This window comes from Candidatus Thermoplasmatota archaeon (assembly GCA_022848865.1).
Classification (GTDB): Archaea; Thermoplasmatota; Thermoplasmata; order RBG-16-68-12; family JAGMCJ01; genus JAGMCJ01.
Genome location: JAJISE010000021.1, coordinates 1 through 14,577 on the forward strand (window position 1 = coordinate 1; position 14,577 = coordinate 14,577).

Genomic DNA, 14,577 nt, shown 5'->3' on the forward strand with positions numbered 1-14,577 from the left:
GAATGCAGTCAGCTCCGCCGGGAATGTCCCGTTCTGCCAGATAACGTAGACGTAATCGTCCCGGACGTACAGGTCAGGAGCGATGTCCGATCTGCCACCGTCAATGTTAGCAGTCCAATAACCCGTTACGTAGGACCATCCGTGGTCAACCGAAAGCCATTCAACGTCCCAACTGGCTTCACTCGTGTTCCAATGCTGGTATGCCATGTGCATGAGTTCGTCAGCGCTGTTCTCCATTATTACCGGATGCTCGAGGTCTTCGCCCCTGTGCAACGAGTGCGTCAAGTAACCCATCGACCAGCTGGTTCCACCGTTGTCGGTCCACATGAAGGCAACAGTCCTCGTGGCGTTCTTGACAGCGTATACATCCGCGATCCAGTGGAACCATCCCGGTCTGACAGCTGAGACATCGACGTTGTTGAAGTCTTCTAGCTGCACACCTGGGTAAGGATTCGTCCAGTCCCAGTTTATGTAGTATGTGCCCCAGGTCTGCCCCCCGTCCTGTGACATGATGAAGAACGTATTCTGCTCCCATCCAATCTTGTCCTGCTCGTATGATATGAATACTGTGTTTCCTGCAATCGCGATGGCGGGATTCGTTTCATTGTACGGTCCCGTTGTGGACAACGTGAGATTCCAGGTCTGACCTAGATCAATGGAATAGGAGACATACACATCAGTATCGAGACCATCGTTGTGGGAGAAGACTGCCCATGTGTAGCCATCGATTGGATTGTGGGCAATCCGTGGGGCCGTGTCTTCGCTACTGCCATTCACGTATAAGGGGACCTCTCCGAGGAATGGCAGCCCCGAGGGAATGGGTTCGTCTCGCGAGAGAACCCTCAGATTCTCCTGTCCAGCTCGAACAGTCTCGACGGGGGGCCCGAAGGTCTGCAACATATCTGGGCTCACCTCTCTGCGAGTTTGGCTAGGATCCGACATCGTCGCGATCAGGTTTCCGTTCTCATCCAGGATCCTCTCCGGCAACTCAACATCGCTGGCTTCGCCATGACCGGCGAAGGAGTGGCTGTAGGGCATTCCAGCCAACCCCAGACAAACCACGGCGATAACAACAGCAATGTACCGCCTTCTCACTCCGGCTGAGTCCGTACCGATTTCTGCCCCCATCGTCATCAGCTATCTCCTCCAATTCCTTCCAGAAGATGGTAGTATTTGAAAACTTTCGTTTAGATTCCCCGATGGCATAGTGCCCAACCAGTTGTTCACCTCGAAGACCGAGGAGCCCACACGTCGGCTGCACGAATAACTTTAATACGCTCCGTCACATCGAGACAAGCGATGGTTGCCCCGCGAAAGCCGACCGCCGAGAAACCGCTCAGCGTCGACGAGCGCCTCGGCCTGGATAGGTTCGAGCCTGACGAGGAACCCTTCATCGAGGTCGACACCGAGCTCTGCAAGCAGTGCGTGCCCAAACCGTGCCTCTACGTGTGCCCGGCGAAGGTCTACACGTGGGAGGAGGGCGAACTCGTGTACAACATCGACGGTTGCCTGGAACTCGGGGCGTGCCTGGTTGTGTGCAACAAGATCGGAAGGGGAGCCATCAAGTGGAACTACCCCAGAGGGGGTCATGGAGTACACTTCAGATTCGGATGAGGAGGGGGAGCATGACAGAGATCCTCTACATGAAGGATGCCGAGTCGAACTACATCAGGGAATTCGACGCGAAAATCGTGAAACGGGGAGAGGACTACGTCGTTCTGGACAGGACGGCCTTCTACGCAGAAGCGGGCGGTCAGCCGACGGACAAGGGCGTTCTCGGATGGGAGGGCGGAGAGAGCTCGGTCCGGAAGGTCAAGAAGGACAAGGGGACGGTGAGGCACTTCGTGGACCCTGTCCCGGAGGCAGATGATGTTCACGGCAAGCTTGACTGGGAGAGGAGATACGCCCTCATGAGGATGCACACCGCCCAGCACGTCGTCTCCGGCGTTGTCTATGAGCTGTTCGAGGCGAGGACCGTCGGCAACCAGATCCACGGGAACCGCTCGAGGATAGATTTCCACCCGGTCTCGTTCGAGGAGAACGACCTGAATGTGATAGAGGAGACGTGCAACAACGTCATCTCCAAGGACATACCCGTTTCCATCTATGAGGAGGACAGGGACGTTCTGGAAGAGAAGATGGGAAAGCAGAGATACATCATGGACCTCATTCCGAAATCAATTCGAAGGTTGCGCGTCATCCAGATAGGGGACTTCGACATCTGCCCGTGCGGCGGGACCCATGTGAGGAACACTTCCGAGCTCGGCAAGGTGCACGTACTGGGTAGAAGAAGCAAGGGGACTGACAGGGAAAGACTGACCTACGAGCTCGTCTGAGCGGCTCCTCCTCGAGCTACTCTTTGCTCTTTTTCCTCTGAGACAAGTATGCGAACAGAAGCCCGGCCATCACTATTGTCTCCAGCAGGACTATGCCTATCAGTGCGTTGAGCCATGTTGCGGTCTCGGCGTCCTTTATATCCTGCTGCTCCTGGCTCCGCAGTTCCTCTGCCATGTGCTCTATCTCGATCTTGTCCTGCAGCATCTCATAGAAGCCGTGCCACTGCACGTAGTCCGGTCCCATCATGAAGGCGCCCATTCTGGCCCTGCGCCCTTCGTGATGCCACATCTCGTACAGCTTGAACTCGATGGGCTCGTCGAAGCTCTCGTCCGTGAGCAGCCCATCCTCGCGCAACTCGTCCACGATCGCCTTCGCTTCCGTGTACTTCTGGTTGTAGATCTCGACAACGACATCCGCCTGCTTGTAGTAGTTGTCCACCCAGGTCGTGGAGTGGCACTGCTCGCACACGGCCTTCATCCGGTCGCGCTTGACCTCCCAGCTCGTGCCGTCGCTAATGCTGTACCCGAGGCTATTGGCGGTGTTGTCCGTGTGGCGGGAAATCGCGGACTCGAGCTCCCAGCTCAGCCTTGAACTGATATCATGCGTCACCGGCACTCCTGAGGCGGCCGACATGTGGCATGCGGCACAGGTGGGAGTGCGGAAGTCCACGCCCGCCTCCCAGTCATCCTCCCCCCAGTTCCAGCTCTCGCCCTCGGCGGCATAGATGTTCCCGTGCTTGGATTCCATGTAGATCTCTATCTGCGGGTGATCAGGACCCATGTGGCACTGTCCGCAGGTCTCGGGGTGACGTGCTTCCTCGATCGAGAACGTGTGTCGTGAGTGGCAAGCGGAGCAACTCCCCCTGCTGCCATCCGGGTTGATCCGTCCGATCCCGTTGTTAGGCCATACTCTGAAGTCCTCGGTGGTCTTGCCCGTCATGTTCGTACCGTGACAGGACAGGCATCCCCTCAGGGTGCCGGCGTCGATCACCTCTTCGCCCTCGATGATGATGAACCCGCCCTCGATCTGGCTTTCGAGGAATGGCAGCTTCTCCGCAGTGAACAGGTACTCGTAGTACACGGCACCGAGCGAGTGAAGGCTCTGTCCGAACTCCTGGGCCTCTGTTGCATGGCACTGCCCGCAATCGTCGGGCGTGACGACGACAGCTATCGTGTATCCATTGTGGGATATCGCGTCGGTATCGGAGGCGCTCGCCCCGTGGCAGGTGATGCAGGTGACGTTCTCGTCGGCGTGTTCGCTGCTTTCCCAGTCATCGATTATGCCCAAAAGCACTCCAGAGCTTTCGTGGCAATCCGCACAAGGATCCGCCCCGACGGAGGCCAGCAATGCGATTACGGTGATGAGCATCAGGAAGCTCGTCCCGAAGACTATCATTCTCTTGTTGGCCTTCAGTGTCTCAAGGAACTTCGCACTCTGTGACGGCATGTCCCCCGCCTCCTGTTTGCTTGGTATGCGGGGTTTGTATAAGATTGTTGTGAAGTGTGCTTCTTGGGGCCGATGTCAGAGCAGCCTCTTCGACCCTTCTATCTTCTTGATGTCCGTGATGTCCTGGGTTACCTCCAGACATCCGATGTAGTCCCCGTTCTTGCCGTGAACAGGGAAGTAGCGTATGAAAATCATCCTGCCCTTGACCTCAATCCAGAACTCTGCGACATCCCGCTCCCCGCTCTTGAATTCCTCCACGATCTGGTTTACGACATGTACGCTCTTCTCCGGATGACACTTCTGCACTTCTCGACCGATGACCGCCTTCGTTCTTGTGAAGATCTTCTCCTTTGGTTCGCTGAAGTAGCGAACCGTGTCCTTGTCATCCACGAACGTTATGTCAAAGGGGAGCGTGTTGAGAACCGCTTCGACCTGCTCCCTTGAGAGATGGCCCATTCCGAGGTCGATCAACCCCTCCACTTCGACCTTGGGTGCTTCCTCGACCTCCTCGATCGCCATCTTGGCGGGCTCTGGAGTGAAACAGCAGTAGCCGAGCTCGTCGAACTGTCGCCTCGTGTCCTTCCACTCGGCGTCGCCCATGACCTGCATCGCGGCCGGGAAGAGTATGTTGTTCTCCTTGTAGAAGTGACCAGAAAGCATGTCTGCCAGCGATGCTGCGACGTTGCTGAGCCTGCTGACGAACTCCTCGAAGGCCACGCCCTCTCGCGTTTCGAGGACCGTGAATAGGCCCTTCTTGATCTCCCTGATCTTGTCGTGCTCGATCCACATCATGGCGGGCGGTTCCTTTATCCCGTGCTTCTCCAGGTACGGGAAGAGAACGTTCTCCTCGCGCACGTAGTGGCTCTCGGAATCCTGAAGATGATGCGCGATGTGGTCAAGGTGTTTGATCTCGTCAGCGACCGAGTCGAAGTCTCCCTTCCCCCTCAGGTCCTTGGCGACGATGCCCAGCTCATTGGCGTACTCAAGGAGGATCTTGTGCTCTCCCATGAGGATGCCTATCGGGTGATCTGGCGGGGCCACGAGCTCTTCCTTATCGCCCGACTCCCTGAGGATGGCGAGGTGGACGTCGCACAGCCCGTGAACCTCATCGGTGGACATGCCTTCCTTGATGATCTCCTCCTCGATCTTGGATATCTCGACCGGCGTCACGTCCTTCAGGAATTCCTTGAACTCCCCCTTCACGACATCGGGATCCTCTCCCTTGTGCAATCTCCTGATGATGTTCTTCAACACTTCCTTCTTCTCTTCGTCCTTGGACGTGCCATTCATATCTTCACCACCTTTCTCGGCGACTCGGTTTTGGCCTGCCCTCAGACATTCACAACGCTATATAAACTCACGGATTCTCCTCTGGGTGCCTCTCGAAGATGATCTCTCCCTCGTACTCGATCCGGAAAATCTTGTATATCGGAATCCGCGCTTGGATCGTCGTGAAGTACCCCCTCTCGAGCTCGGTTATCTCCGCGCCGCTGATGACCACGTATCCGCTCTCCGCGCCTCTGTGCTCGTACCAGACCTTGGCCTTGGCGAGGTCCCTGTCATCCCGCCACTTCAGCTCGTTCAGGATCTCCCTGGGAGTCATCGTCAATGGAATCGTGGGGAAACGCATAAGCTTTGCCAAAAAGGAATTAAGACACGAAGCATTTACGCAGACCGATGGAGTACGAGGGGGTTGTGAAGAGTGTTCTGGACGGCGCCGGCGCTGTCGTGGGAGACTACATCGAGGTCACCCGGGAGAAGGACTCCTTCAACGGGATAGTGATGCCCCACGTCGAGTTCAGCGGGAACGACATCCTCACTCTGAAGCTCGACAATGGCTACAACATCGGAATCGAAGTCGACGACCTGTGCAAGGTCCGGCTCGTGCAGAGGAGAGAGGAGGGCAAGAGGGTGGAGGCGGAATATGTGGCGGACCCTGGCAAGCCAACGGTCTCGATCCTGGGCACAGGTGGGACGATAGCCTCGTACGTCGAGTACAGGACCGGGGCGGTGTTTCCGGCCGAGAAGGCGAAGGATCTGGTCTTCACCGTTCCGGAGCTTGCGGACTTGTGTAACGTTAGGGCGAAGGTGGTGTATAGCATGTTCAGCGAGAATATGACATCGGAGAACTGGAAGAAGCTCGCGGGCGAGGCTGCGGCTGAGCTTGACTCGGGATCGAGCGGCGTGGTCATGCCACACGGGACGGACACGCTCGGCTACACCGCGGCGGCCCTCTCGTTCATGCTGGACGACCTGAGCGGGCCCGTGATCCTCGTCGGATCGCAGAGGTCATCGGACCGCCCCTCTTCGGACGCGTTCCTCAACCTGACCTCGTCGGCCAGACTGGCCAAAGAGGATCTGGGTGAGGTGGTTGTCGTGATGCACGGCGAGACCTCGGACAGCCTATGCACCATTCACAGGGGCACGAAGGTGAGGAAGATGCACAGCAGCAGAAGGGACGCCTTCATGAGCATCAACCAGAAGCCTCTCGGAAGCGTTCACCAGGACGGCCGAACGGAGTGGCTGGACGAGCACCGCTCGAGGTCCTCGGGTCCGGTGAAGATCCAGGCTGACATGGAGGACGACGTTGTACTCGTCTATTTCTATCCTGGACTGCCTGCCCAGCTGTTCAGATCGATGGTGAAGGATGCGAGGGGCGTCGTCATAGCGGGAACGGGTCTCGGTCATGTCTCCTCAAGCCTCTTCCCGGAGGTCGAGTCCTTGATTCAGGCGGGCACGCCCGTTGTGATGACCACCCAGTGCCTGTACGGAAGGGTCAACATGAACGTCTACTCGGCGGGAAGGGACCTGCTCCTCGCGGGAGTGATACCGGGCGAGGACATGCTTCCAGAAACAGCGTTCATCAAGCTGATGTGGGTCCTCGGTCAGACAAGCGACGCGGCGAAGATCAAGGAGCTCATGACGACGAATCTGAGAGGGGAGATAAACCCGGCTATCAAGCTGGAGGAGTACAGTGAATAGATGGACTACGCCGGTCTCGGATTGAAGGTGGGGCTGGAGATCCACCAGCAGGTTGACACGAACAAGCTGTTCTGTGATTGTCCTTCCGAGTTGAGAGAGGATACGAGCGGGAGCTTCATGAGGAGGCTGAGGCCGACGCAGAGCGAGCTCGGTGAGGTGGACAGGGCCGCGATCGAGGAGGCCCGCAAGAGGCTGAAGTTCATCTACCAGCCGTTGGGAACGACGTGTCTCGTGGAGGCGGACGAGGAGCCGCCGCACAGGGGGAATGAGGCCGCCATAGACGTCGCGTTGGAGATGGCGCTGCTGCTGGGCGCGAAACCCGTGGACGAGATACACTTCATGAGGAAGATCGTCATCGACGGCTCGAACACGGCCGGGTTCCAGAGAAGCGCGCTGGTGGCGATGAACGGACGACTCGAGGTCGGCTCCAAGATGGTTCCCATACCGCTGATCGGGCTCGAGGAGGACGCCGCCCGCAAGATAGAGCAGAGGGAGGATTCCGTCGTCTACAGGCTGGACCGGCTTGGCATCCCGCTCGTCGAGATCTCCACAGGACCAGTTATAGAGAGTCCCGAGGAGGCGATGAAGGTCGCACTCAGATTGGGCAGTCTTCTGCGGGCGACGAAGAAGGTCAAACGGGGGATTGGAACCATAAGGAACGATCTCAACATCTCCATCGCGGAGGGGGCGCGAGTGGAGGTGAAGGGCGTTCAGGAGCTCAACATGATGTCCGCGTACGTGGAGAACGAGGTGAAGAGACAGATGTCGCTCCTCGAAGCCCGGGACACGCTCAGGGAGAGAGGGGCGGAGGTGACCAACCAGAAGGCCACGGATCTGACATCCATCTTCCAGGAAACTGAGTGCGAGACGATCAAAACGAGGATCGAGGCGGGTGGCGTCGTTCTCGGAATCGGGCTTCCCGGGTTCTCCGGGCTCCTGAGGGACAGGCTCGGACCCGAGCTGAATCGCTACGCCGTTCTGGCGGGCGTCGGCGGGACCTTCCATTCGGATGAGCTTCCCGCATACGGGATCGGGAAGGAGGTTCCGGATATCAGGAAGACCCTGGGGCTAGAGGATGACGATGCGTTTCTGATCCTGGCGGACAGGAAGAAGGTGGCGGAAGAGGCAGTTGGGCGGGTGATTGAGCGGGCGAAGGCGGCCGCCGAGGGTGTGCCTGAGGAGACGAGGGACCCCGGCCTGGATGGGACGACTGTCTATTCAAGGCCGCTTCCAGGGAAGGCTCGCATGTATCCAGAGACTGATGTGCCGCCAATCGCGATATCGGCAGAGCGGCTGAAGAGGATCGAGGCAGGACTTCCAGAGCTTCCAGAGGACAAGATGGAGAGGCTCGTCCGAGAGTACGGGGTCCACGAGCAGCAGATCGGAATCATCGTGGAGGAAGGTTACGACGAGCTCTTCGAGGAGCTCGCCAAAGAGTTCGGGGAGGCCAGAACCGCCGCGTCCATGATATCCAACGTCTTTCCTGAGCTCGAGCGCCAGGGTCACCGCATCGACATGATCTCGGTCCAGACCTTCAGGGATCTGTTCATCTTCTTGCGCGACGGCACATTCACAAGAGAGGCTCTCCCGGAGGTCCTGCGGACCGTGCTCACCGAGGGCACAACTGTCGAGGCCGCTCTGCGGAAGCTCGGATTGGAGGCCGCTTCAAAGGAGGATGTCGACGCGATCGTGCGGGACGTTGTGGAGGAGAGACTGGAGTTTGTGAGGGAAAAGGGAGAGGACGCGGTCGGCCCGCTCATGGGAGTTGTGATGCAGCGCCTCCGCGGAAGGGCGGACGGGAAGCTCGTGAGAAGAATCCTCGCCGAGACGATTGAAGAGATCGTCGGTGGGGGCAAGTGAGGAGCTGTCAGCCCCAGATTTCCCCTATGAGTCCTTTCAGGTCTGATTCGCTCAGACCGACGTGCGGCTTGCCATCCCTCCTGGCTGTGACCTTCCCACAGGAGAATGCGATCAGCGTCGGGACTATGTTGATGTCGTACTTGTCCCAGTACTCGCTCTCTTCGTCGCTGATGTCGATCTCTCCGAAATCCCCGTTGGGGGATGAGGCGAGGTCCTCGAATGAGGGTTTGAACGCTCTGCAGAAAGGGCACCATCTGGCAAAGAAGAGCGTCACGATGCTCTCCGACTTCTCAATCGCGGCTTCGGCGTTGTCCACGAGCGTCATGGAGACCGTCCATGGTCGGCCTCTTTAAAGAATGTGATGTCCCGACGACGGGTTGGCAGATATGATTCCACATCACAAAAGCTTTTAATCTGAAATTGGATTCACCTGTGAGTGGTTCTGATGGTTACAAAGAAGAAAGGAAAGGAGAATTGGTTCGAGTCCCTGGACAAGGAGCTCGAAGAGCAGACCAAGGAGATAATCGAGAGCTTCGGTGAGCAGAACACTCAGAAACTTGAGGTCAATCGTTCTCTGATCGAGGACTTCTGGAAGATATGGAAGAGGTTCAACAAAATCAACGTGCACTTCACCATCGAGCCGAGCTACACGGCTTTTGCCCAGTTCGACGAGTTCCCCTACGGCGGGTGGAAGTGGAGGACCAGCTTCAACGTTGCTGGCGTCAACAGGATCGAGCTCGTGGACAGGACGCAGGACCAGGGAAGGATAGGGGACGCCCTACGCGTCTCATACTATGTGGAGAACAACAAGCCCAGCATCCGGATAGACTTCCAGTACTGCGAGGGTGAACACTACTACAAGTACTCGGGCTGGAAGAGGATATACAGCCAGCACTTGCTCTACGAAGAGCCCCTCGAGAAGGTCGAGATGGGCGATGTCCACGGCGTCTTCAGGGATGTCGTGAAGACATGGTATGAGTCCCATCTAAAGAGGAACAGGAGCCTTCTGCTGAACCACTTGAAGAGCAAGTACCCAAGCGTGGAGACGTTCACCCAGTAGCTAGGACGAGAACTCCAGTTCGTAGACGATGTGCGCCTCTTCGTAGGAGGAGAACACCCACGTGACGTATGTTGATTCCACGGCGATTGGATCCAGTCCGCCGCCCATTGGGTAGTCCTCCAGAGTTATGGATGCGTCCCAAGTGATGTTGATCGCGTCCAGATACTGGTTCCCCGGCGGGTACTCCTCCTTCCACGCATCGTAGACTCGCAGGACCTTGTTACCGTTCCGCTCCTGAAAGAGGGAGACATTGGCGTTCGTGAACCGCAGCGTCATCATCTTCCCGTTGGACCAAACATCCCCGCAACCATGGACTTCGGCTCCGATGCTGTGATTGACCTCACTCCAGCCAGCGTAGTCTAGCGCTTCCTTCGCCACGAAGAGACCAAGACTGTGATAGGTGCTCCAATACGGGCGGTCGTCGAATGTCCTCCATATCGCCTCATAGAGGGGGCTGGATGTATCGCCAAACGCCTTCATTCTCACCTCTACCGTGATGTTGAAGTCTTCGTCTATGATTATGTGCAGGTTCAGGGCGTAGCTCTCCGTGTAGTAGATTTCCTCCTCCGAGGGCGGCTCCCCGACCAGGACCCCGTGTGCGGTTGACGGTGCGGCGCCAAAAGCCAGTAACCAAACGGAGAGGACGATGAGAAAGGCGATGAGAGTGGCGAAGACCCCCTTCCATCCGACGGTCGTGACATCCGGGCTCGGTGGCCGCTCTCTGGATACGTAGAAGGACGCGAACAGGAATATCAGAAAGGCGACCGTGATGAAGACAAGAAGGTAGCTGAGGACGATGTCGGGGACCAGTCCATATCCGATGATCCCCGCAAGAAGACCGACTGAGAGGTGAGGCAACCAGAACAGGAGGAGGATACGAAACGCCGACCTTCTCGTCCGTAGCGCGAAGTGCTCCCGAAGGAGATCGAGAGCCTTGCTCGAGATCACGTACGCGAATGCGATGGTGAGTAGGAGACCTGTCGCGACGAACCTGACCGTCCAGAAATGATCGACGCCGGGGAGGAAGTGGATGGCCTTGATCGAATCCCCACTCTCACCGATGAATGACCCGAGGACCATATACATCATCGAGTGGATGAGGAGGGCCTCAAGAAGGAGCAGCGCGAACAGCCTGTGGAAGAAGGATTTGAGCCTGGGATATATGAGTAGGAGAATGACGAGGCCCATAACGACCTCCGTGATTATCCCTGCCATGAGATAGAGGACCTGAAGCGCTGGAGCCGTGGCATCGGGGATATGCGCGGCCGTGAATCCAAAGCCAGGGGACACGTAGACGGCGTAGAACTGTCCGCCAATGAGCTCGGAACTGAGACCGTGACCGAGGACTTCGTGGGAGAGGACCGCCAAGAACCTTGCGACAACGAAGTAAAGGATTGTCAGCAACACGAAGAGCATCTTCCCCTGCACGCCGCGAAAGGTCAGACGGTCCTCCTCTTCCATAGTGATTCGTATCCCAACCCGATATTATAGGATTTTGCAGCGCGGTGACAGGGTCCAGTGTCCATTCTTGCAGCGTGATGACTTTTGTCTTGTCAAGATATGTCGCATCCGAGTGCTGGCTCCCCAGTTTCACCATGCCCTCCTGTAAAGCTTTTTAAGTTCCGGGAACGTTCAGTTCTCGGAGGCACTGAAAAGGAAGCCTCTCAGGGGTTGAAAGATTGGAAAAAGAGAATATCGCGCCCCATGTGAAGGACATAACAAGGGCGCTCGGGAACAAAGTGAGCGAAGCGAATATTGAACGTGAGCTGAACAGCTATCTGACAGTGTATAGGGTCCCTTTGGGGACCGCGAAAAGGAGCATCGTCAAGAAGCATGGAGGCAATCCCTCCCTTCTCTCCCTCGGAGCACAGAAAACGATTGTCGATCTGACTCCGAACGAGTTTAGCGTGGATCTTCTGGCTAGGGTCGTCAGCGTCAACGAGAGGGAGATCGAGGTCGAAGGGGTATCCAAGACCATCTTGTACGGGATATTCGGGGACAGCACGGGGACTGTGCCCTTTACGGCCTGGGAAGCTGACGCGATGGACGTGGAGAAGGGCGATGTCGTGAAGATCCAGAACGCGTACACGAAGGAGTTTAGGGGAGAGGTTCAGCTCAACCTGGGGAACAGAACGTCGGTTGAGAAGGAGTCGCCGGACGCCCTGCCGCCTTATGTACCACCGGAGAGACCGGCGACGTCTGTGGAACTGGGGGATTTGCGTGGGGGTATGAGCAACGTCTCGGTCGTCGGGAGGATCATCTCCATCGAGTCGAGAGAAGTGAACGTAGAGGGACAGAAGAAGACGGTGTTCTCGGGGCTCATAGGCGATTCCACGGGAAAGGCCCAGTTCTCCGCCTGGGCGGACTTCGAGCTCAGGGAGGGCGACGTCGCAAAGATCGACGGAGGCTACTCCAAGACGTGGAGAGGCATGCCCCAGTTGGGTTTCGATCAAAGGGCGAACGTCGAGATCCTCAAGGATACGGATTTCCCGTCAGCCGAGGACATCATGAGTCCCGTCAGAAGATGGATCGAAGAGATCGCCGAGAGGGGCGGCGCCGTGGATGCGACTGTGAGAGGAATCCTCATCGATGTAAAGGAAGGGAGCGGCCTGATATTCCGATGCCCTGAGTGCAACCGGGTCCTCAGGAAGGGGACATGCAGGATTCACGGAGAGGTCGACGGGACGCCTGATCTGCGCGTGAAGGCAGTCATCGATGACGGAAGCGCAGCGCTGACGGCGATACTCGGCAAGGACATCACCGAGGGGCTGCTCGGGAAGAGCTTGAAGGACTGCATGGACACCGCGAAAGAGGCCATGAGCCACGAGGTCATCAGGGACGAGCTCGCAGACCTGTTGGTCGCTCAGCCGGTCGAGCTCAGGGGAAACGTGACCAGCGACGACTACGGGCTCATGATGATATCCGAGTCCGCTGAGGTCTTGGAGATAGACGTGCAAGAAGAGGCGCAGAAGCTGCTATCGGATCTGGAGGAATAGGATGAGGAGGGAGGTCGCCTGGAGAGTGTTCGCCAAGGAGTACAGCGATTCGGACTTTCAGTTCTCGGAGGGCGGGGAGCGTTCCCCGTCCTACGTGGTCACCCCGCTGGGCGCCAAGATAAACCGGCTGTTCGTCGTTGGCGTGATAACGGACATCGACAACGTCGGGTCGGATGACCAGCCCATGTGGAGGGCTAGACTGTCGGACCCGACCGGCGTGTACGTACTCTCGGCGGGCCTATATCAGCCCGAGGCTGCTAGGACGCTCTCTGGAATCGAGCCTCCCACCTTCGCCGCCGTCATGGGAAAGACGCGGGTCTACTCGCCTGAGGAGGGGACATTATACCTCAGCATCCGTCCTGAAATCGTGAGTGTCGCCAACGACGCCGTCAGGAACTACTGGACGCTCGAGTGCTGCAGGAGCCTGAGAACCCGCCTCGATGCTGTTGCCGAGGCCTTCAAGATGGACCCTCTCACGAAGGAGGGGCTCGTCGCTCTCGGACACAGCGAGAGGATCGCGGACGGTATCGTGAGGGCGGTTGATCACTACGGAACCGTGGACCTGGACAGGTACAGGCTCATGCTCGTCGACGCGCTCAAGTATCTGCTCCCGGAATCACGGCCCGCTCCTCCTGAGGAGAAAGATGAGGAAGAGGAGTCGGAGCTGGACGAGTACGTCCTAGAGCTCATAGGGAAGCTGGACACAGACGGGAAGGGAGCCGACTGGGAGACCCTGCTCGAAGCGTCGAAGAAGGATGGGGTTCAGAAGGACGACCTGGAACAGACCGTGAACAGCTTGCTCGACAATGGCCGTGCCTACGAACCCGTAATTGGTAAGCTGAAGCGGATTTGAGGTCGCGGTCTCGATACCTTTCGTCCAGGGATCTGACACGCTTTCGCCGTGAGGCTGGTGTTCTGGTCACAGGTGTGGCCGAGAATGGCAGTCGACAGTAATGCAAAAAGACTTTATTTTCCTCTCGCTATATCCACTCAATGATTGGGATGCCTCTGCGAATTCCGCTTTCTCGACAGTCCGAGGAAGAGCTTCAGTATGATCCAGTCGGGGTCAGGAGGATCCCAACAGGCGTCGCGGACTTCGACACGATAATCAAGGGCGGGCTTCCCTCGGGATCGCTCGTCCTGCTGCTCGGCGACATGGGAGCGGGACAGCAGGAGTACATCTACACGAGCATAGCGAAGCTCGGCATGGTGAAAGGCAACCCTCAAACGAGGAAGTACTACCTAGGTCACGCGTGCGACGACGGCGTGCTTCCCGAGAAGGTGGAGTACATCACGTTCTCGAGGTCGAGGGAGGACATACTCAGGGAAGTGGCAACATCCTTCAATCCTCATTTCTACAACGCCCTCAAGAAGTACACGACATTCAGGGATTTCAGCGGACATTACTTCAGGCACACGATCGTCCCTTCTAGCTGGACAAGCGGGGAGAACGTCCCGTTCGGCGAGAAGCCTCCGGAACTTCTTGAGTCCGTGGTGGAATTCTTGGACTCCAACGCAACGAGGTCCATGGTCGTAATCGACTCGATAACCGACCTCGCGGAGTCGGACATAGTCCACCCGAAGGACTTGATATCGACGATAAAGGGGATGCAGCGGGCATCGAAGAGATGGGACGGAATCGTCTATCTGCTGCTCACGAGAGGGATAATGGATGAGAAACACGAGCAGATGCTCATCGACAGCGTCGACGGCGTCATCGTCTTCGAGTGGAAGAACTACCTCACGAGCAGCAAAAGGCAACGGTACATGTACGTCGGCAAGTTCATGAGCGTCCTGCCCCATCTCGAGATGGAGAAGATCGCCCGCTTCCCGACGATGGTGACGAGCAACCACGGGCTGGTCGTCATGTACCAGGAAAGAATAGCGTAGGTGGGA

At 57.4% G+C, this 14,577-nt stretch carries 14 protein-coding genes; 8 read left to right on the forward strand and 6 right to left on the reverse strand.

Features of this window, described 5'->3' with window-relative positions:
- Positions 1-1,134: glycoside hydrolase (locus tag LN415_05360; protein ID MCJ2556521.1), on the reverse strand; the 1,134-nt coding region annotated here is incomplete at its 3' end.
- 165 nt (positions 1,135-1,299) lie between these two features.
- Between LN415_05360 and LN415_05365 the strand changes: the two genes are divergently transcribed.
- Together LN415_05365 and LN415_05370 are read left to right on the forward strand one after the other, a co-directional pair.
- A complete protein-coding gene (locus LN415_05365; GenBank protein ID MCJ2556522.1) occupies positions 1,300-1,614 on the forward strand; it encodes a hypothetical protein in 315 nt (104 codons plus the stop codon).
- Between the two features lie 11 nt (positions 1,615-1,625).
- Positions 1,626-2,336, forward strand: a complete 711-nt coding sequence (locus LN415_05370; protein ID MCJ2556523.1) for an alanyl-tRNA editing protein — start codon at positions 1,626-1,628, stop codon at positions 2,334-2,336.
- A gap of 16 nt (positions 2,337-2,352) precedes the next feature.
- On the opposite strand, the gene LN415_05375 is transcribed toward LN415_05370, so the two are convergent.
- From LN415_05375 to LN415_05385, 3 genes are all read right to left on the reverse strand, one after another.
- Positions 2,353-3,783 (reverse strand): cytochrome c3 family protein, encoded by a 1,431-nt coding sequence (locus LN415_05375; GenBank protein MCJ2556524.1) that lies wholly within the window; start codon positions 3,781-3,783, stop codon positions 2,353-2,355.
- Positions 3,784-3,858: 75 nt separating this feature from the next.
- Complete coding sequence (locus tag LN415_05380; GenBank protein ID MCJ2556525.1) at positions 3,859-5,073, reverse strand: DUF438 domain-containing protein; 1,215 nt, start codon at positions 5,071-5,073, stop codon at positions 3,859-3,861.
- A 67-nt stretch (positions 5,074-5,140) separates the two neighbouring features.
- On the reverse strand, positions 5,141-5,386 hold the full coding sequence (locus LN415_05385; protein MCJ2556526.1) for an RNA repair domain-containing protein: 246 nt from the start codon (positions 5,384-5,386) through the stop codon (positions 5,141-5,143).
- A gap of 74 nt (positions 5,387-5,460) precedes the next feature.
- Between LN415_05385 and gatD the strand changes: the two genes are divergently transcribed.
- Both gatD and gatE read left to right on the forward strand, forming a co-directional pair.
- On the forward strand, positions 5,461-6,765 hold the full coding sequence (gatD, locus tag LN415_05390) for a Glu-tRNA(Gln) amidotransferase subunit GatD (GenBank protein ID MCJ2556527.1): 1,305 nt from the start codon (positions 5,461-5,463) through the stop codon (positions 6,763-6,765).
- Positions 6,766-8,625, forward strand: coding sequence for a Glu-tRNA(Gln) amidotransferase subunit GatE (gene gatE / locus LN415_05395; protein ID MCJ2556528.1), 1,860 nt, complete (start codon positions 6,766-6,768; stop codon positions 8,623-8,625).
- 7 nt (positions 8,626-8,632) lie between these two features.
- Here the strand turns inward: gatE and LN415_05400 are convergent, their stop codons facing one another.
- Positions 8,633-8,950, reverse strand: a complete 318-nt coding sequence (locus LN415_05400; protein ID MCJ2556529.1) for a thioredoxin family protein — start codon at positions 8,948-8,950, stop codon at positions 8,633-8,635.
- A 120-nt stretch (positions 8,951-9,070) separates the two neighbouring features.
- Here LN415_05400 and LN415_05405 point away from each other — a divergent pair, with 120 nt between their 5' ends.
- Positions 9,071-9,685, forward strand: coding sequence for a hypothetical protein (locus LN415_05405; GenBank protein MCJ2556530.1), 615 nt, complete (start codon positions 9,071-9,073; stop codon positions 9,683-9,685).
- Here the strand turns inward: LN415_05405 and LN415_05410 are convergent, their stop codons facing one another.
- Entirely contained in the window at positions 9,686-11,146 is a 1,461-nt protein-coding gene (locus LN415_05410; GenBank protein ID MCJ2556531.1) for a hypothetical protein, read from the reverse strand.
- A gap of 218 nt (positions 11,147-11,364) precedes the next feature.
- Here LN415_05410 and LN415_05415 point away from each other — a divergent pair, with 218 nt between their 5' ends.
- From LN415_05415 to LN415_05425, 3 genes are all read left to right on the forward strand, one after another.
- Positions 11,365-12,681, forward strand: a complete 1,317-nt coding sequence (locus LN415_05415) for a DNA-binding protein (GenBank protein MCJ2556532.1) — start codon at positions 11,365-11,367, stop codon at positions 12,679-12,681.
- A gap of 1 nt (position 12,682) precedes the next feature.
- Positions 12,683-13,534, forward strand: coding sequence for a hypothetical protein (locus LN415_05420; protein MCJ2556533.1), 852 nt, complete (start codon positions 12,683-12,685; stop codon positions 13,532-13,534).
- A gap of 149 nt (positions 13,535-13,683) precedes the next feature.
- Positions 13,684-14,571 carry a recombinase RecA gene (locus LN415_05425; GenBank protein ID MCJ2556534.1) on the forward strand — a complete coding sequence of 296 codons (888 nt, stop codon included), beginning with the start codon at positions 13,684-13,686 and terminating at the stop codon, positions 14,569-14,571.
- Positions 14,572-14,577: the final 6 nt, after the last annotated feature.